The following is a 17,741-nucleotide window of genomic DNA, read 5'->3' on the forward strand; positions in this document are numbered from 1 at the left end:
CACCAATTTAGGGCGTGCATTCTAGCGAGCAATAATTATTATGTTTATGGAATATTAATCATATTAAAATTTCATAAAAGTGAATTTAAATAGGCGGCGCCAGCTGTGGACAGAACCCTGTTAAAGACCTTTATGGAGATAGTGAGCGCCGGGAGTTTGCTCGCGGCCGCTGAGCGCCTGCATATCAGTCAAACGGCGGTGACTGTGCGTTTGCAGCGCCTGGAGCAGCAGCTCGGCTGTGCCCTGTTTGTGAGAAACCGCAAAGGCGCGCGCTTAACCCCGGAAGGGGAGCGTTTTGCGCCCCATGCACAGCGCTTGCTCAGTGAGTGGCAGCTGGCAGTTGACGCGCTAGCAGAGCCCCTTACCGAGCAAGCAAGGTTGGCGGTGGGGGGCGAAACCAGCCTGTGGAATCCCTTGCTGAGCGGTTGGTTGCAGTGGGCCCAGCAACAACTGGGCGGGGTGCAGTTTGAGGCCTGTGTCGAAAGTGCCGAGACCTTGCTGGCCAAGTTAGAGTGCGGTGAGCTCGATGCCGTGCTTGTGCACTTGCCGCGTTACCACAGCGACTACGTTGTGGAATTGCTGCTGGAAGAAAAGCTCCTCCTGGCTGAAACGCCATCGCGGTCAGGGCCATTTTATCTGGTTGATTGGGGGCCGGGCTTTCGCGAGCAATTTGAGGCGAGTTTGCCGCGAGCAAAGCATCACCGCTTTAGGGTGAATCTCGGGCCGTTGGCCCTGCAGCTGATGTTGGCCAGCGGCGGCAGCGGCTATTTTCGCAGCCGTGTATTAGCGCCCTACTTTGACAGTGGCCAGTTGCGCCGTGTGAACGACGCCCCCGAGTTCAGCTACCCGGTGTATTTGCTCACCCGGCGTGGTGAGCGCTCGCTGGTCTTGAGCCAAATGCTGGAGGGCTTGCGGCAACAAGCTGCCGAAGAAAAGCAGTGGCAGTTGTAACACCGCATTCCGCGACGCGTCATTGCGGTGAATCATTGAAGGAGAGTGCAATGGGGTTCTGGCACAGCGCAATGTCGCGGCCGGTCGCTTTCACCGCGCTGAAAGTGGCTGCCGTCGTGGGCACGATATTAAATGTGATCAATCAGGGGGAAGTGCTGTGGGCGGGTGTCGAACCGGATCTGCCGCGCTTATTGCTCAACTACCTTACGCCCTACTGCGTTGCCAGCTACAGCGGCGCGAAAACGCAACAATTGGCCCAGCAAGCGGCTGGGCCAGGCGTGTGCCGCCAGAGTAAAGCGCCTTAGGTTAACTGGCTTTCTACCCAGTCGAAAACCGGGCCATAATTTTCCGGCAGCTGCTGTTTCAACGCCTCTAATGCCGTGCTGACCGCCGACAGCTGTGGATGATTGATATTGATATGGCCGAGTTTGCGCCCAGGGCGAACGTCTTTGCCATACCAGTAGCACTGAGTAGAGGGAATCGCCATCCAGCGGGTATCTCGCTCAATGCCAATCAGGTTGATCATCACGCTATGACCGCGTACCTCGGGTGCCTTGATCGGCAGTTTGGCAACGGCGCGCAAATGCATCTCAAACTGGCTGACGCAGGCGCCGGCCTGGGTCCAGTGGCCGCTGTTGTGCACGCGGGGCGCCAGCTCGTTGACGATCAGTTCGTCGCCAACCCGGAAGCACTCCATCGCCATCACGCCGACGTAGTTCATGGCGTCCATAATCTTACCCAGCATGGCCTGTGCCTGGCCCTGCAAGTGATCCACGCGAGACAGCGGCGCAACGGACGCCATCAGAATACCGTTGCTGTGCAGGTTGAGTGTCAGTGGATAAAACACGTGCTTGCCATTGCTGTCGCGGGCGCCGACCAGAGACAGCTCTTCCATGAATGGAATTTTCTGCTCGGCGATGGCGGTGCCTTGCCACGCCGCGGGCACGTCGTCGGCATTGTCACTGTGCAGCCAGTACTGGCCCTTGCCGTCGTAGCCGCCCGTGCGACGCTTCAGTAATACGTCCTTGCCCAGTGCCTGGTGCAGTTCGTCGGCGCTGGTGTCCTGCTCAACGGCGCGCCACGGGGCCGTGGCAACGTCAAGGCTGTCCAGCAGAGATTTTTGGTGGAAGCGGTCGGCAATGCGCCAAAAAACATCGGCGTTGACGAAATTCGGGTGCTCACTCAAGTGGCGAGTCAGCGGTGTTTCCGGCCACTGTTCGCGCTCAACGGTGACAATATCGTTGTCGCCAATGCTGGGTAGCGCGGTCACGTCGGGGTCGAGGGGTTCAACGCGCAGCGCCAGCGGGTACGCGGCCTGTTGTAGCATGGCGCCCAATTGACCGGCGCCCAATACCCAAACAGTTTGCATTAGGCCTCCCGAGGGTCTGGATTGTCGAGAACCGTGTCGGTCTGCTTGCTGCGGAACTGTTCGAGTCGCTCGGCCAGCTCCGCATCGTGGGTGGCCAGAATCTGGCAGGCGAGCAAGCCGGCATTAAACGCACCCGCGGTGCCAATAGCCAGTGTGCCCACGGCAATCCCTTTGGGCATTTGCACGATGGATAACAGGCTGTCCATGCCATTCAGTGCGCGGCTCTGCACAGGCACACCCAATACCGGTAGGCGGGTTTTCGATGCGACCATACCGGGTAGATGGGCTGCGCCCCCAGCACCGGCGATAATCACCGAGTAGCCGTTGTCGACGGCTGTTTCGGCGAAGCTCATCAGCTTGTCGGGGGTGCGGTGAGCGGAAACCACTTCCACGTGGTGCTCGACCCCTAGCTCGCTCATGATCTCGGTGGCTGGACGCATGGTGTCCCAGTCGCTTTTGGAGCCCATGATTAGGGCAACTTTTGCTGACATTGGCTTTTGCTCTCGTCGCGTAAAAACCGCGCATTATAAATCAATTTTCAGGCTCTGCGCGCGTCAATTGGTGGATTATTGAGCGAATTCCTGCGATCGCAGCGCCGGCCATCGGCAATTCCGCTGCTTTTTGCTGGCCGCTTGCTCCGTCACTGGCATTGGCGCGTAAGCCTGCACATGCTGCGGCGCATTTTTTGACGAATTTTGTAACAAAGGCCACGCTTGTGAAACTATGAGCAGCGGCTGCATGTGCCCAGCCGGCTTACCGTTGATAAACAGGATAATTATGCAAGAGACCCTGCCACTGTTAGAGCTGACTGAATTCCCCGCCATACACCGCCATGCCATCGACACCTTACAGGTGAACCTGGGATACAAGTGCAACCAGCGCTGCCTGCACTGCCACGTGAATGCGGGGCCGACGCGCACCGAGATGATGACCGAGGACAATATCGCCCTAGTGCTCGATGTACTCCGCGCGCGCGATATCAAGGTGTTGGACCTCACCGGTGGGGCGCCAGAGCTTCACCCGCAATTCCGCGAGCTGGTTGTTAAGGCCAGGGCACTCGGGGTAAAGGTGATTGATCGCTGTAACCTGACAATTTTGTTTGAGCCAGAGCAGGAAGGGCTGGCCGAGTTTTTGGCAGCCAACGATGTAGAGGTTGTCGCGTCGCTGCCCTGTTATTCCATGGAAAATGTCGACGCCCAGCGCGGCGACGGTGTGTTCGATAAAAGTATTGCAGGCCTTCAGACTCTCAACCAGTTGGGTTACGGGCAGAGCGGTAGCGGGCGGGTTCTCAACTTGGTGTACAACCCCCAGGGGCCGACACTGCCACCGAATCAGCAGCGCTTGGAGGCCGATTATCGGCGTGAACTCATGGCGCACTTTGGCATTGTTTTTAACTCGCTGTTTGCGCTGGCCAATATGCCCATTCAGCGCTTCGGCTCCACGCTTATCTCCAGGGGGCAATTCGACGATTACCTCGCGCTGCTAAAAGGTAGCTACAGCGAGGCCAACTTGTCGTCGGTGATGTGCCGCAGCTTGGTCAGTGTTGACTGGCAGGGCTACCTATACGACTGCGACTTTAACCAGCAACTGGGGCTCGGCTTGCCGAGTACCGGTGATCAGCGCGCAGACTTAACGACGTTGCTCTCCAGGAATCTACAAGGGCAGCCCATTCGCGTAGCGGGGCATTGCTATGGTTGTACAGCGGGGCAGGGCAGCAGTTGCGGTGGGGCATTGTAAGGAAATAACACGATGAACAGTCACGATATTGTTAAAGATTATTACGGCAAGCAGCTGCAGAGCTCCGACGATTTAAAGACCAGCGCCTGCTGCGATGCCAGTGCCATGCCCGAGTGGCTCAAGCCGCTGTTGGCCAAGCTGCATCCCGAGGTGTTGTCGCGCTACTACGGTTGTGGGCTGGTGTGTCCCACGGAGCTGCGGGGGCGGCGCGTGCTTGATCTGGGCTGCGGCAGCGGCCGCGATGTCTACGCCCTCGCGCAAATGGTGGGGGCAGAGGGCGAGGTGGTCGGGGTGGATATGACCGACGAGCAGTTAGCGGTCGCGCGCGATACCCAGACCTGGCACGCTGAACAATTCGGCTTTGATAATGTGCGCTTTATCCAGGGCTATATTGAGCGCTTGGATGAATTGGACCTGGAGCCAGCCAGCTTCGACGTGGTGGTATCCAATTGCGTGATTAATTTATCACCCGATAAAGCCGCGGTGTTAGCGGGGGTGAAGCGGCTGCTGAAGCCCGGCGGCGAATTCTATTTTTCAGATGTTTACGTCAATCGGCGTGTTCCCGAGGCAATGCGCGATGATCCACTGCTCTACGGCGAGTGTTTGGGCGGCGCCCTGTACTGGAACGATTTTGTGCAACTCGCCAAGGGGCAGGGCTTTACCGACCCGCGGTTAGTCGAAGACCGCCCCTTGGAAATGACCGACCCGGCTGTTGCAGCAAAAACGGCAGGCGTGGAGTTTTTCTCGGCGACCTATCGTTTGTTCAATCTCGATAATTTGGAAAGCGACTGTGAAGATTACGGCCAGGCGGTTCGCTACCGTGGCAGCATTCGTGAAACGCCGGTGAACTTTGTCCTCGACAAGCACCATATTATTGAAGTGGGTCGGGTGTTTCCGGTGTGTGGTAATACCTGGCGAATGCTGGCCGACAGCCGTTTTGCCGAGCACTTTGATTTTTTGGGCGACTTTAGCCGCCACTACGGCATCTTTGAAGGCTGCGGCGTGTCGCTGCCCTTCAGTACGGCTGATGATGACGGCGCCTTGCCCTGTTGCTGAATTATTCGCGCAAAAATACAAAAGGAGTGTGTGATGAAAATGCGTCCCCTGGGAAATTCCACTATCGAGGTCAGTGAGCTCTGCCTGGGCACAATGACCTGGGGCGAGCAGAACACCTGTGACGAGGCCTTCGAGCAAATGGATTATGCTCGCTCGCGTGGGATCAATTTTTTCGACACCGCTGAAATGTATCCGGTGCCGCCCCGGGCGGAAACACAGGGGCGCACGGAGGAGTACATCGGTCGCTGGCTGAGTGAGCGCGGAGGTCGCGACCAACTGGTGCTTGCCAGTAAAGCCACCGGCCCCGGCAATGCACATATTCGCGGCGGCCGAGGGCTGGATCGCGACGCCCTGCTCAAGGCCTTCGAAGGCAGCCTTCAGCGTCTGCAAACCGATTACCTCGATCTCTATCAGATTCACTGGCCAAATCGCGACACCAATTTTTTTGGCAAGTTGGGCTACCGCCACAGCAGCGATAACGCCGACGTCGAAGCGAATCAGCATGAATTACTGAAAACCCTCAGCGAGTTGGTGGCCAGCGGGCAGGTAAAAACGGTGGGGCTGAGCAATGAAACCCCCTGGGGCGTATTGAATTTCCTGCGCCTGGCCGAGCGCTATGCCCTGCCGAGGGTGGTGAGTATTCAGAACCCCTACAACCTGTTGAATCGCAGTTTTGAAGTGGGGCTGGCCGAAATTGCCCTGCGTGAAAATGTGGGGCTGCTGGCGTATTCACCGCTGGCCTTCGGCATGCTCAGTGGCAAATACCGTCACGGGCAGCGGCCCGAGAATGCCCGCATTACGCTTTTCGAGCGTTTTCAGCGTTACAACAATCCTCAGGCTGCCGTGGCGACAGAGCGCTACGCCCTGTTAGCGGAGGAACACGGTATAGACTTAGCGCAGATGGCGCTGGCATTCGTCACCAATCAGCCATTTGTCACCAGCAATATTATCGGCGCAACCTCAATGGCGCAGCTAAAAAGCAATATCGACAGCGCCGAGCTCGTGCTCAGCGATGCGCTAATGGAAGGTATTGAGGCCATTCACACCGCCCAGCCAAACCCCGCCCCCTAGAGAACGAAAGGGCTAACTGCGGCAGATCCGGCTCAGTACGGCCTTCAGGTAGCGGGTCTCGGGGATCGCCGGGTGTACGGGGTGGTCGGCGCCCTGCATCCCTTCCGCTAGTATTTGAGCGTGGCGGTCAATATGGCGTGAGGCCGCCCGCACAATATCCAGTAGTGACTCGCGAGGCATGTGCATGGAACAGGAGGCCGATAACAGATAGCCGCCGGGTTCGAGTAAGCGCATGGCCTGTTCGTTGATGCGCCGATACGCCTGAATGCCTTCTTTTTGGTCTTTCTTGCGTTTAATAAACGCGGGTGGGTCGACGATGATGACATCGAAACGTTGGCCGTCTTCCTTGAGCTGTTTAAGCGCCGCGAAGGCATCGCCCTGAAGCGTGTTAAAGCGCTCGCCAATGCCGTTTAGCGCGGCGTTCTCGTGGGCTTTTTCCAGAGCGAGCTCGGAGGCGTCGTTGCACCAGACCTCGCGAGCGCCAAAAACGCCGGCTTGCACACCAAAACTGCCCACATAACTGAAGACGTCCAGCACGCGCTTATCCTTAACGATATCGCGCAACCAGGCCCGATTGGGACGCTGGTCGTAGAACCAGCCGGTCTTTTGGCCGCTGCTCAGCGGCGCCAGGAAACGCACGCCGTTCTCCGTTAATTCAACGTCTTCGGGCGACTCACCGAGGGCGCAGACCACTTCGCTGGGCAGGCCCTCAAGTTTGCGCACCGAGGCATCGTTGCGCAGTAAAATTGACGCCGGAGACAGCAGTTTATCCAGCGCTTTCAGCACCGGCTCGCGCAGGGCTTCCATGCCTGCGGTATTAAACTGTACCGAGAGGTGGTCGCCGAAGCGGTCGACGACCAAGCCCGGCAACAAGTCACTTTCACCGTAGACAAGCCGGTAGCAGGGCGATGAAAAGAGTTGCTCACGCAGTGCCAATGCCTGAGCGATACGCTGTTCAATCATTGCCTGGCCAAAGGGCTGCTGACCGCCGCTGAGCAGCCGCGCGCAGATCAGCGACTGCGGGTTTATGTACGCTACGCCCAGTGTTTTGCCCTGGGATGACTCGACAATCACTTGCTCCCCGGCTTCGAAACTCTTCAGTGGGCTGGCCTGTTTGTCGACCTCATTGCTATAGATCCACAGATGGCCGCCGCGCAGTCGACGTTCTTCATTTTTGGCAAGGCGCAGGGTAGGCAGGGTCATTGTGTTGTCTCGGTGGTGACGAAAGGCGGCATTATCGGGGATTGTGCTCGCTGGTGCCAGAAAAGCTGACTATCTTAATGTTGCCGATAAAGTTATTTGCCTGACCGTTTATGAACTCGAAATTTGGTTAATGACCTGTTACTTTTGGGGTTAATGATGACCACGTTCCCGGGTCGTCACGCGGTAAATAATCGAAAAAGCCCTCGTGCCGGGCGTAATTGAGGAAAACAATTATGAGCCAGTGTCCCTTTACTAACCTGCTCAGTCTGGATACTTACGTAAACGGTATGCCCTATGAAGAGCTGGCGAAGATCCGCCAAGCCGGTTCAATGGTGTACATGGATGACCCCGAAAATGGCGTGCCGTACTGGGCCGTTGTAAAGCGTGATGCGCTGGATTTCGTCTCGCAAAACCCGGATTTATTCTCATCTAACGTTGAAGGCCCCTTCCCGATGGAAGTGCCCGAAGGTGAGGAAGAGATTCAAGCGGTGATGCACGAAAACATCATTATCGCCATGGATCCACCCAAGCACATGAAATACCGCAAAATTGTTCGCGATGCTTTCACGCCGCGCGCAGTGGCAAATATGGAAGAGTGGCTGCGCAAAGGTGCGCGCTCAATCATTGACCGTGTTGCCAAGAAAGGCGAGTGTGAGTTTGTTGAAGATGTGGCTGCCGAGCTGCCCTTGATGGCAATTCTGGAGCTGCTGGGCGTGCCCCAGGAAGACCGCAAGCAGTTCTTCGATTGGACTAACATCATGGCCTTCGCCGATGACCCCGACTTGGCGACCAGCCGCGATGAAGCCAACGCGGTCAGCTTTGAGGTTATTGCCTACGCTGCCGAGCTGGCGGCCAAACAGCGCGAAAACCCCACCAGCCCTGTGGTTGAAGCCTTGCTGAATGGTGAAGTTGACGGCAAAAAAGTCGACGAGGAAATGTTCGCCTGGATGTTCATCCTGATTATGGTGGGTGGTAACGAGAGTACTCGTACCGCAACCGCTCACGGTATGCGTCTGCTGATCGAGCACCCAGAGCAGCTGCAACACCTGGTGGATCACCCTGAAGACATCCCCGATGCGGTCGAGGAAATGCTGCGCTACAACACCGCGTTCATCGCGATGCGCCGCACCGCTACTCAGGACATTGAATGGAATGGCCACAACATCAAAAAAGGCGACAAAGTTGTGCTGCACTACCATGCAGTCAACCACGACGAAGACGCCTACGGTGATGATGCCATGAAGTTCGATATTCACCGCGCTAAGCGCCTGCCGAATATGCGCCGCGAGATCCGTTCTTTTGGTATCGGCGAGCATTTCTGCCTGGGTATGAACCTGGCGCGCATGGAGCTGAATATTATTTTTGAAGAGCTGATTCCACGCCTGCGTAACCCCAAGTTTGCCGGCGATGTTACCTACATGCGCTCGTTCTTCATCAACACCATTAAAGCCATGCCGATTACTTTTGACCCAGAAGTCTAAGTGCAGCGGCCGTGCTAAGAGCCCCCTTTTGGGGGCTTTTTTTTGCCTGAAGATTGCCGCTAGTTGTCCAGGCCACCCAGACATAGGTACTTCAGCTCAACGTAGTCGTCGATGCCGTATTTCGACCCTTCGCGACCGATCCCCGATTCCTTCATACCGCCGAAAGGCGCCATTTCACTCGATGTGACGCCCTCGTTAATGCCGATAATGCCGTACTCAAGGGCCTCTGCCACCCGCCAGACGCGGTTTAAATTCTGGGTGTAAAAGTAGGCGGCGAGCCCGTAGTTAGTGTCATTGGCCAGCGCGATCGCCTGTTGTTCATCCTCGAAGCGGAACAAGGGGGCCACCGGGCCAAAAATTTCTTCCTGAAATACCCGCATAGCTGGCGTGGCATCGCGCAGCACAGTGGGTTCAAAAAAATGCTCGCCAATACTGGCGCGTCGTCCGCCGGTAATGGCTGATGCGCCTTTCGACAGCGCATCGTCGACCAGCGCGGTGACCTTGTCGCACGCCTGGCGGGTGATGAGGGGGCCCATTGTGGCATCGCTGTCGCGGCCATCGCCGAGCCGGAATTGTTGGACTTCGGCGGCAAAGCGCGCGGCAAAGGCATCGTAGATGCCATCCTGCACGAGAATGCGATTGCTACAGATACACGTTTGGCCTGCGTTGCGGTACTTAGACGCCAGGGCGCCGGCGACGGCGGCGTCTATATCGGCGTCGTCAAATACGATAAATGGCGCATTGCCGCCCAACTCCATTGACGTTTTTTTAACCGTCGCGGCGCACTGTTCCATCAGAATTTTGCCGACGCGGGTCGATCCGGTGAAGCTGACTTTGCGCACCAATGGGCTGCTTGTCATCACGCTGCCGATGTCGCTGGCCTGTGTGCCGCAGACTACATTAAACACCCCGGCAGGGAAGCCGGCCTCGTCGGCCAGTGCCGCTAAGGCAAGCGCACTGAGCGGCGTTTCATGGGCGGGTTTGATCACAATGCAGCAACCCGCCGCCAATGCCGGCGCGGCCTTGCGAGTGATCATGGCGTTGGGGAAATTCCACGGCGTAATCGCCGCAACCACACCAATAGCCTGTTTGATGACCAGTAGCCGTTTGTCGCGCGACGGGGCTGCGAGAATGTCGCCATCGATGCGCTTTGCCTCTTCAGAAAACCATTCAACATAGTTGGCGCCGTAGCCAATTTCAGCATCCGCCTCGGCGAGTACTTTGCCCTGTTCGGCGGTGAGAATCGCCGCGAGATCGCGGCGGTGTTCAATGATCAACTGATACCAGCGCTGCAGAATCTGCGCGCGGGTTTTAGGTGTTTCGCTTTGCCAGGCGGCTTGCGCGGCGTCAGCTGCTGTGATGGCGGCGTCCATGTCGGCGGTGCCGCCATCGGCAACCTCTGTCAGTTTCTCGCCATTGGCAGGGTTCTCTACGGGGAAGCGCCGGCCGCTGGCGGCAGCCTGCCATTGGCCGTTAATGTAGTTGTCGTCGCGAAGCAGATCGGCGCGCTGCAACTGCATACTTGCTCTCCTTTATTGATTGGTGGCGTGAAGTTCACACTCCATATAACGCTGGCCCGGTACGTAGCCGTAGGGGCTGCGCAGCTCGCCGCTGTATTCTCGCTGAACGCGAAACCCGAGTTGCTCATACAGGGCTTGGGCGCGGGGGTTTTCCACCGACACATTGAGGCCTGCGCGCCGGTAGCCTTGCTGCCTGGCGCGGGATAGCAGCTCGGCGATCATTTGCCGCCCAAAGCCCCGGCTTCGTTGTTCGGGACACACGGCAAGCTGATAGATAAAGGCGACACCTTTACCCGGCGGCTTGATAACCGACTCGGTGCGTAGGCCGCGCCAGGCTGTGCGCAGTGCAGCCAGTGTTGAGTAGTGGGCGAAAATCAGACGCATCGCGGCTAGGGTGAAACGATTGGTTTGTTCTGCGTAGCGCAGTGCGCCCACGGCCACCAACTGGTCGTTGTCGATAAGCGCGAGATGTTGATCGTGGCTGAATTCGTTGCCTTTGGCGACGAAGGCGTGTTCTAGAAACGACGTGAGTTGCTCGCTTTGGCGGTCGCAGAACACGTAGTGGAACGCTTCCGGGCCGGAGCTGATGATAAGCGGTAGGGCTTTTTCCCTATCGCTAGGTCGGCATTGACGAAATGCGGTGCTAGTCACGATGGTTCGATCTCACGTTGAATTTTTTCCAGGCCCTGCCTAAGCGCTGGGGCCATCGGCATGGGGCGTTCGCTTTGTCGATTGACAAACACATGGGTAAAGCGGCCGTGTGCGGCGGCGATGGTTTCTCCCCGCCGGAAAATCGCTACGCCGTACTCTACTGAACTATTGCCCAGTTTGTTTACGCACAGTGCGCCCTCCAGCTCGTCTGGAAACGCCACAGCAGAGGTGTAGAAACACTCGCTGTGAACGATGTAGCCGATTTGCTCGCCGCGGTGAATATCCAGTCCACAGGCCTCTATCAAATAACGGTTCGCGGTTGTGTCGAACCACGAGTAGTAGTTCACGTTATTTGCGTGACCATAGACGTCGTTATCCATCCAGCGGGTGGTGATTGGGGTAAACCAACGGTAGTGCGTGCGCTGGCTTAGCGGTGATGCGGTCATTGGTGTGTCCTTCGAGCTCGGTGCAGTAAGTGCGGCTATAAGGCGCATATTGAAAGCGTGGTAGCCGTCAATAAGGGCTTGCCCATGCAGTCTATGGCAAGGCGATCTCAATGTGTAATTTGGTCAGGAATAGCGCTCACTGACGCGCTCACGTACAGCGCAAAGTCGGGGGTGTGTTTCATTGCGACAGGCTTCAAAATATAGGTAAACACTTGTTAAGATACGGGTATCTACGTATTACTGTTCGTAGTTGTGCATAGTAATGTAGCCCGCAATAACTCACTGATAACAGAGTGTTTATTTATAACGCATTTAATATGTGGCGATGTTGTCAAATGTGAGCGAGTTCAAATTTTGCTGCAGAGCTTGCGCGTAGGATCGTGCCGTTGATGGTTACTCGAAACGACACGTCTCGCAATAAATGATAAATACGGAGTCTTTACCATGTCTTTCCGCGGTTTAAGAAATGGCCTTGCCCTAAGCGTCTCGCTGGCGGCATCCAGCTTTAGTCATGCCCAAGCGGCACAAATTCCTGTTCTTGGTGGTCTGCTTACAAGCCTTGGCAGCCTGCCTATTATCGGCGCGCTGCCTCTCGATGCACTGACGAATCCCGCTGCGGGCCTGGATGGCCTGTCTGGCGCAGGCTTGCCAGGTTTAGACGCGCTGCCGCTGCCAGGCTTGGAAGCACTCCCCGATGTACTGGGCAATATTGGTAGCGGTGGTCTACCCGGCCTGGATTCGCTGCCCCTCGTTGGCGTGTTGGGCATAGGTGGTATGGGCGGCGCTGGTGCTGGCGATGTTCCAGGGCTGAGTGATCTGTTGGATGCGCTGCCACTGCTGTCATCTGAAACGCCGCAATTACCCGGTGTGGATGCCGTACTGAGTATCTTGAATGGTTTGGGCACTGGCGGACTGCCCGGCGCTGACTTCCTGCCACTGGCGCAGATCGCAGCAGTAGGTACCGGTGACCTGAGTATTCCCGGGCTGGACGCGATTATCGATATTCCAGCACTCGCTGACTACGCGACGCTGGCAAAAGTGGAAATGGCCGTGGGTGCCGTTGAAGGCTTCATCACAGGTGTTGTTGCCGACCCGCAGTCGCTAACGACCATCGGCTCAGGCCTTGGCCCCGACACGTTGTTTGCAGTTGTCCCCCTGCTGGGTGCCATAAAAGATGACCCCGCATCGCTGGCCACCTACTTCAGCGACGGCGGCACCATTTTAAGCGCCGAAATCGAATTACTTCCCCCTATTCCAGTGGTCAGCCAGCCGCTGGCACTGTGATACCTCGCCCCGGGTTACGGGGCAAATGCTTCTCCAGCATCTACTTGGGCGCCCTAGGGTGCCCTTTTTTTCGCCTGTTGGTTTGGCGGTTATCTCGATAGCGCGACTTCTGTATACACAAATTCCTGGGTGTACTCATAGCTCACGCTGACCTCACCGGGGCAGCCGGGTAGGCCAGAGAGCTCGTCGTCGATAGTGAAGCGCAATGTCTGGGTGCAAGCCTCTGCCGCGACCAGCCGAGCGCAGGCAAAGCCAAAATAGCGCTTCACGATGGGATAGAGCGCCTTATAGATGCTCTCCTTCGCCGAAAAACTCAGCGCGACCCCAACAGCAAAGGGCAGCGCGCTCGATGCCAATAACGGCACTTCGCTTGGTGACAAAATCCGCCGTTGCAGCTTTTGCGCTGCGGCTTCGCTCAGCGAGGGCTGAATATCGATACCCAGCGTCTGATACACACTGGCTCGACCGATGGAGCAGCGAACCTGGTTGTCGCTGTGAGTGATGCTGCCGACGGTGCCCGCCGGCCAAAGTGGGCAGCGCTTTTCATCGGCTAAGACGGTGAAATTTTGATGTCCAAACTGAACCAGCGCCTGACTGGCCAGCCAGCGGCCAGCGAAGAACTCTGCCTGGCGCTTGGTAATTGAGTCGGCAATTTTGTCGGGGCAATACAGTGAGCACTGCTCAAATAAAGAGGGTGTGAACGCCGCACTATCAAATTCCGCGCTCAGGCGTATCAGGCCCTCAGAAGCAGCGCCGGTTTGCTGATAGGCGTGCAAAAAGGAGGGCGGGGGAGTGGCTGGTCGTGTGGGTTCACGCATGGCGAGCAGGTTCTTAGAATGTCGCCACTATTGTAGGCTGCCCGGCGCATGCTGTCGCGCCGGGCTGGCATCTAGCTTCCTTTAGCGAGATGGGCTAGCAAGGCTTCGGCGAGGGCCGCCGAGGAGGCGGGGTTTTGGCCGGTAAAGATCAGGCCGTCACAGACGATATGGCTGGCCCAGTCCTCGGCTTTTTGATAGACCGCGCCGCGCTCGCTCAGCATATCCTCCAGTGAAAAGGGCACCACCTTGCTAAGCCCAACCGCCTCTTCTTCGCTATTGCTAAACGCCGTTACGCGTTTGCCCTTGACCAAGGGTTCGCCATTCGCGGCGATACTGTGGCGAAAGACGGCGGGCGCGTGGCAGACCGCGGCGACGGGCTTCTCGGCGTGAATAAACTGTTCGATGAGCAGCACTGAATGCGGGTCTTCTGCCAGGTCCCAGAGTGGCCCGTGGCCGCCGGGGTAGAAGATTGCGTCGAAGTCGCGTTCGCGCATATCGTTTAAGCGCTGCGTATGGGCAAGGCGCTGCTGAGCGTCGGCGTCCTGATTAAAACGCGCTGTTGCCGGGGTTTGGGCATCGGCCGCCGCGCTTTTGGGATCGAGTGGAGGCTGCCCGCCGGCCGGTGATGCCAGCGTAATGTCGGCGCCCGCATCGTGAAAAACATAGTAAGGGGCGGCAAACTCTTCCAGCCAGAAACCGGTTTTCTCGCCGCTGTCACCGAGTTGGTCGTGAGAGGTGAGAACCATCAAAATCTTCATAGTGCTTCCTGTGTTTTTTACTGTGATTCGGCGCTTCCCTGGACAAGCATTGTGCCGACATTACGCGACTCCAGCGGATTGATATAGGCTTTAGGGACATTTTCCAAGCCCTCTACGCGGTGCTTGCGGCTGTTGATTTTAGCGTCGCTTAGCCATTGCTGCATCGTCGGGGCAAATTCTGGTCAGTGCTCATCGAAAATAATAACGCCGCGCGTCTGGCTGTGGGTAATGATGACCATGTCTCAGCTGTTGACTTCAGGCGCTTTGGTCTACCATAGGCGCCGTTTAGAAGGGCATAGCCGTCGACGATGGAGAAGTGAAGTTGGGTGATTTAGTAGCGTTAATCAAGGCGAATGGGCAGCCTCATTTTGGCGTTTTCGAGCGGCCTGTCGGCGATATCAATTACCGCGACTACGACCTGCGCAACGCAATGGATAAGCCGCGAGGCAAGTTGGCGCGCCACTTTGCTTTCAACCAATTTCAGTTTTTATCGCTGTGTTGCGACGAGCTGATAATTGGCGTGGCGATTGTTGACCTGAAGTGGGTGAGCAATGCCTTTGTCTATTGCTATGCGCCGGATAGCGGTGAGTACGATGAGTTCAGCTTTGTTCAGCCCCTCGGTCTGAAAACGGCCATTCACACTCAGCCCAATAACGGCGAGGCGCATTTTTGCTCGGGGAAAAATCGCATAAAGATTGTCGCCGGGCCCGGCCAACGCCACCTCACTGTGTCGCTTGCCAGTGGTTTGCAGGTCGACGCAATTATCGATGAAGAACAGGGTTATCAACCGTTATCGATTTGCACCCGAGCAGGCTATGCGGGCTGGGTGTACACCCAGAAAACCACGGCCAGACCGGTGTCGGGTAGCGTGCGGTGGCAGGGGCGCGACTACGACCTCGCGGCGATGTCGGCGCTGGCGGGGGTGGATTGGAGCGCGGGTTATATGCGGCGCGAGACGTTCTGGAACTGGGGAAGCTTGTCAGCTCACCTCAGTGATGGCCGCCGCATTGGCTTTAATTTAGTCGCCGGTGTGAATGATACGGGCTATACCGAAAATGCGCTGTGGCTGGATGATCAGATGGTGAAGCTCAGCACTGTCGTGTTCGACTTTGACCGTCAAGACGGCGAGGCGCCGTGGGGTATGCGATCGCAAGATGGCATCTTGGATCTGCGTTTTGAACCAGCGGGTCAGCGCAGTGAAAAGCGCAACGCGGTGGTGATCGCTTCAAACTTCACCCAGTTTTTTGGTCGCTACTATGGTCGCATTAGCCTGCCGGGCGAGGAGTTGGAATTGTCCGGGCAGTGGGGTTTTGCAGAAGATCACTTCGCCCGCTGGTAGGGCATTTGTTGATCACTGTCACAAAACGAGGCAATTGAGTCGCGCCAGTTCTCCAATCGGCATCAGTTAACAGTTTGCGTAAGCGCGCTTTGTTTATAGTCGTCGCTGGCCCGAAGAAAGGATCGGGTTTTTTCGTTGGGACAATATAAAAATTGATTGGGGACGCACTTCAATGATGAAAAACAGAGCGCTGATTATGAGCTCGATGCTGGCCTTTGGCTTGTCAGCATGTGGCGGCGGTAGTGGTGGTTCGGGCGATGACGCGAACCTGCAGAGTGCCGCGCAGCAAGACGACGCTCAGCAGCTAGGCACCTTTGAAACCTCGGTCTCTGACGACCTGACCGCAGGTGAGCCGATCGACGGTCAATACATTGTGCTGTTGCAAAAAGCAGAAGACAGCTTGCTTGGGGCGCTGCCTCTGCCGGACCTGGTGGATCAGTTGCTGGCGACAGTGGGTGGTCAGCTATTGGGTGTTTATCAAAATGCGGTCAGCGGTTTCGTGGCCAAAATGAGCCCGGAAGCGGCGGCCTTACTGGCCAAGAATCCCCTGGTAAAACTGGTTGAGCAGGATCAGACCGTCTCGATTGCTGCGGTTCAGAATAACGCGACCTGGGGACTGGATAGGGTCGACCAGCCTTCGCTGCCGCTGGATAATCAATACTCTTACAGCGCCGATGGCAGTGGCGTTCACGTTTACATCGTCGATACCGGTATTCGCAGCAGTCACAATGAGTTCTCTGGCCGTACAGGTGTAGGTCGTAACTTTGCCGCCTCTGGCGGCTTGTTCTTTAGCAGTACGGACCCTGAAGATACCGATGACTGTAATGGTCACGGCACCCACGTTGCCGGTACGGCCGCGGGCAGCACCTACGGTGTGGCAAAGGGCGCCACAGTGTATCCGGTGCGTGTACTGGGTTGTAACGGTTCAGGCAGCAACTCCGGTGTTATTGCCGGTGTGGACTGGGTCGCGGCAAACCATCAAGCACCAGCAGTTGCCAACATGAGCCTCGGAGGCGGCAACAGTACCGCTTTGGATGAAGCGGTAAAAGGCGCGATTAATGCGGGCGTTACCTTTGTGGTGGCAGCCGGCAATGACAATACCGACGCCTGTAGCGGTTCACCTAACCGCGTGGCTGAAGCGGTGACCGTTGGCTCAACAACGTCATCTGATTCGCGTTCTTCCTTCTCCAATAAAGGAAGCTGCGTTGATATCTTTGCCCCCGGTTCGGCAATCACCTCTGCCTGGTACCAGGGCGATAACGACACTAACACCATCAGCGGCACATCAATGGCTGCGCCACATGTTGCGGGTGCAGCGGCGTTGATTCTGTCGCAAAACCCTAACGCAGCGCCGGTCAGTGTTTTCAGCACACTATTGCAAGACGGTACCAGCAATAAGTTGAGTGGTCTGGGCAGTGGCTCTCCCAACCTGCTGCTGCAGGTTGCCCAAGGTGAAGGTGTCGACTTCCCGCCGGTGGCGTCCTTTAGCTATAGCTGTAATGAACTCAGCTGTAGCTTTGATGCGTCGGCATCGTCTGACGATCAGAGCATTCAGCAGTACAGCTGGAGCTTTGGCGATGGAAGCTCGGCCGCTGGCGCGAGTGTTAGCCATACTTATGCAGCCTACGGCGACGTTACCGTTACGCTGACTGTGAGCGACACTGCTGGCCAGCAGGATACAGATAGCCAGCTGCTGAGCCTGCAAGAGCCCGGTGCTGGTCCCTGTCCTGAGTGTGAGCAAACCAGTGGCACGCTCACCGGCAGCAATGACAATGACTACAGCCCGAGCAGCGGCGGTTTCTCCAGCAATGGTGGCCAGTTCTACGGTCTGCTAGAGGGCCCTGCAAATGCCGATTTCGATCTCATTCTGGAAAAATATAGCCGTGGCCTGTTTTTCAGCAGTTGGTCGAGCGTGGCCAGCAGTGAGACGGCGAGCTCAAACGAAGAAGTGACCTACAACGGCACCAGTGGCACCTACCGCTGGCGTGTGAAGTCATACAGTGGCAGTGGGGATTACACTCTCTACACTGACAATCCCTAAGCGGGATATCCTTCAG

The 17,741-nt window shown here is 56.9% G+C and carries 18 protein-coding genes; 9 read left to right on the plus strand and 9 right to left on the minus strand.

Annotation, left to right across the window (positions count from 1 at the left end; genetic code table 11):
* The first annotated feature begins 105 nt into the window (after positions 1 to 105).
* Entirely contained in the window at positions 106 to 951 is an 846-nt protein-coding gene (locus ABNS66_RS08425) for a LysR family transcriptional regulator (protein ID WP_286838748.1), read from the plus strand.
* A 50-nt stretch (positions 952 to 1,001) separates the two neighbouring features.
* A complete protein-coding gene (nrtS, locus tag ABNS66_RS08430) occupies positions 1,002 to 1,256 on the plus strand; it encodes a nitrate/nitrite transporter NrtS (RefSeq protein ID WP_286838750.1) in 255 nt (84 codons plus the stop codon).
* Here the strand turns inward: nrtS and purK are convergent.
* Positions 1,253 to 2,320 (minus strand): 5-(carboxyamino)imidazole ribonucleotide synthase, encoded by a 1,068-nt coding sequence (gene purK / locus ABNS66_RS08435; protein ID WP_204996106.1) that lies wholly within the window; start codon positions 2,318 to 2,320, stop codon positions 1,253 to 1,255. The genes nrtS and purK overlap by 4 nt on opposite strands.
* Entirely contained in the window at positions 2,320 to 2,811 is a 492-nt protein-coding gene (gene purE / locus ABNS66_RS08440; RefSeq protein WP_027875119.1) for a 5-(carboxyamino)imidazole ribonucleotide mutase, read from the minus strand. Before purE ends, purK begins: the two co-directional genes overlap by 1 nt.
* A gap of 286 nt (positions 2,812 to 3,097) precedes the next feature.
* On the opposite strand from purE, the gene arsS reads away from it, so the two are divergent.
* Genes arsS through ABNS66_RS08455 form a run of 3 tightly spaced genes read left to right on the plus strand, consistent with a single transcriptional unit; the run spans position 3,098 to position 6,184 of the window.
* Positions 3,098 to 4,057 carry an arsenosugar biosynthesis radical SAM (seleno)protein ArsS gene (arsS, locus tag ABNS66_RS08445; protein WP_286838752.1) on the plus strand — a complete coding sequence of 320 codons (960 nt, stop codon included), beginning with the start codon at positions 3,098 to 3,100 and terminating at the stop codon, positions 4,055 to 4,057.
* 12 nt (positions 4,058 to 4,069) lie between these two features.
* Positions 4,070 to 5,113, plus strand: coding sequence for a methyltransferase domain-containing protein (locus ABNS66_RS08450; RefSeq protein ID WP_286838754.1), 1,044 nt, complete (start codon positions 4,070 to 4,072; stop codon positions 5,111 to 5,113).
* A 33-nt stretch (positions 5,114 to 5,146) separates the two neighbouring features.
* Positions 5,147 to 6,184 carry an NADP(H)-dependent aldo-keto reductase gene (locus ABNS66_RS08455; protein WP_286838756.1) on the plus strand — a complete coding sequence of 346 codons (1,038 nt, stop codon included), beginning with the start codon at positions 5,147 to 5,149 and terminating at the stop codon, positions 6,182 to 6,184.
* A gap of 12 nt (positions 6,185 to 6,196) precedes the next feature.
* Here ABNS66_RS08455 and ABNS66_RS08460 read toward each other — a convergent pair whose 3' ends face one another.
* Positions 6,197 to 7,387 carry a class I SAM-dependent rRNA methyltransferase gene (locus ABNS66_RS08460; RefSeq protein ID WP_286838758.1) on the minus strand — a complete coding sequence of 397 codons (1,191 nt, stop codon included), beginning with the start codon at positions 7,385 to 7,387 and terminating at the stop codon, positions 6,197 to 6,199.
* Positions 7,388 to 7,620: 233 nt separating this feature from the next.
* On the opposite strand from ABNS66_RS08460, the gene ABNS66_RS08465 reads away from it, so the two are divergent.
* On the plus strand, positions 7,621 to 8,868 hold the full coding sequence (locus tag ABNS66_RS08465) for a cytochrome P450 (RefSeq protein ID WP_286695623.1): 1,248 nt from the start codon (positions 7,621 to 7,623) through the stop codon (positions 8,866 to 8,868).
* A gap of 59 nt (positions 8,869 to 8,927) precedes the next feature.
* Here ABNS66_RS08465 and ABNS66_RS08470 read toward each other — a convergent pair whose 3' ends face one another.
* The 3 genes from ABNS66_RS08470 to ABNS66_RS08480 are packed head-to-tail and all read right to left on the minus strand — an operon-like array spanning position 8,928 to position 11,485.
* A complete protein-coding gene (locus tag ABNS66_RS08470) occupies positions 8,928 to 10,388 on the minus strand; it encodes an NAD-dependent succinate-semialdehyde dehydrogenase (protein WP_286838760.1) in 1,461 nt (486 codons plus the stop codon).
* Between the two features lie 12 nt (positions 10,389 to 10,400).
* A complete protein-coding gene (locus ABNS66_RS08475; RefSeq protein WP_286838762.1) occupies positions 10,401 to 11,039 on the minus strand; it encodes a GNAT family N-acetyltransferase in 639 nt (212 codons plus the stop codon).
* Complete coding sequence (locus tag ABNS66_RS08480; protein ID WP_286838764.1) at positions 11,036 to 11,485, minus strand: thioesterase family protein; 450 nt, start codon at positions 11,483 to 11,485, stop codon at positions 11,036 to 11,038. Before ABNS66_RS08480 ends, ABNS66_RS08475 begins: the two co-directional genes overlap by 4 nt.
* Positions 11,486 to 11,929: 444 nt before the next feature.
* On the opposite strand from ABNS66_RS08480, the gene ABNS66_RS08485 reads away from it, so the two are divergent.
* On the plus strand, positions 11,930 to 12,769 hold the full coding sequence (locus ABNS66_RS08485; RefSeq protein WP_286695627.1) for a hypothetical protein: 840 nt from the start codon (positions 11,930 to 11,932) through the stop codon (positions 12,767 to 12,769).
* Positions 12,770 to 12,858: 89 nt separating this feature from the next.
* On the opposite strand, the gene ABNS66_RS08490 is transcribed toward ABNS66_RS08485, so the two are convergent.
* The 3 genes from ABNS66_RS08490 to ABNS66_RS08500 all read right to left on the minus strand — a co-directional run bounded on the left by ABNS66_RS08490 (position 12,859) and on the right by ABNS66_RS08500 (position 14,509).
* Positions 12,859 to 13,587, minus strand: coding sequence for a 4'-phosphopantetheinyl transferase superfamily protein (locus tag ABNS66_RS08490; protein ID WP_286838766.1), 729 nt, complete (start codon positions 13,585 to 13,587; stop codon positions 12,859 to 12,861).
* Positions 13,588 to 13,658: 71 nt separating this feature from the next.
* On the minus strand, positions 13,659 to 14,345 hold the full coding sequence (locus ABNS66_RS08495) for a type 1 glutamine amidotransferase domain-containing protein (protein ID WP_286838769.1): 687 nt from the start codon (positions 14,343 to 14,345) through the stop codon (positions 13,659 to 13,661).
* A gap of 17 nt (positions 14,346 to 14,362) precedes the next feature.
* The gene (locus tag ABNS66_RS08500; protein ID WP_286838770.1) at positions 14,363 to 14,509 is read right to left on the minus strand and encodes a hypothetical protein; all 147 of its coding nucleotides are present in this window, start codon (positions 14,507 to 14,509) and stop codon (positions 14,363 to 14,365) included.
* Between the two features lie 158 nt (positions 14,510 to 14,667).
* Here ABNS66_RS08500 and ABNS66_RS08505 point away from each other — a divergent pair, with 158 nt between their 5' ends.
* Both ABNS66_RS08505 and ABNS66_RS08510 read left to right on the plus strand, forming a co-directional pair.
* Positions 14,668 to 15,684 (plus strand): DUF2804 domain-containing protein, encoded by a 1,017-nt coding sequence (locus tag ABNS66_RS08505; RefSeq protein WP_286838772.1) that lies wholly within the window; start codon positions 14,668 to 14,670, stop codon positions 15,682 to 15,684.
* A 172-nt stretch (positions 15,685 to 15,856) separates the two neighbouring features.
* Positions 15,857 to 17,725, plus strand: a complete 1,869-nt coding sequence (locus ABNS66_RS08510; RefSeq protein WP_286838774.1) for a S8 family serine peptidase — start codon at positions 15,857 to 15,859, stop codon at positions 17,723 to 17,725.
* The last annotated feature ends 16 nt before the right edge of the window (positions 17,726 to 17,741 follow it).

Origin of the sequence: uncultured Spongiibacter sp. (assembly GCF_964011655.1) — a bacterium.
Lineage (GTDB): Bacteria > Pseudomonadota > Gammaproteobacteria > Pseudomonadales > Spongiibacteraceae > Spongiibacter > Spongiibacter marinus.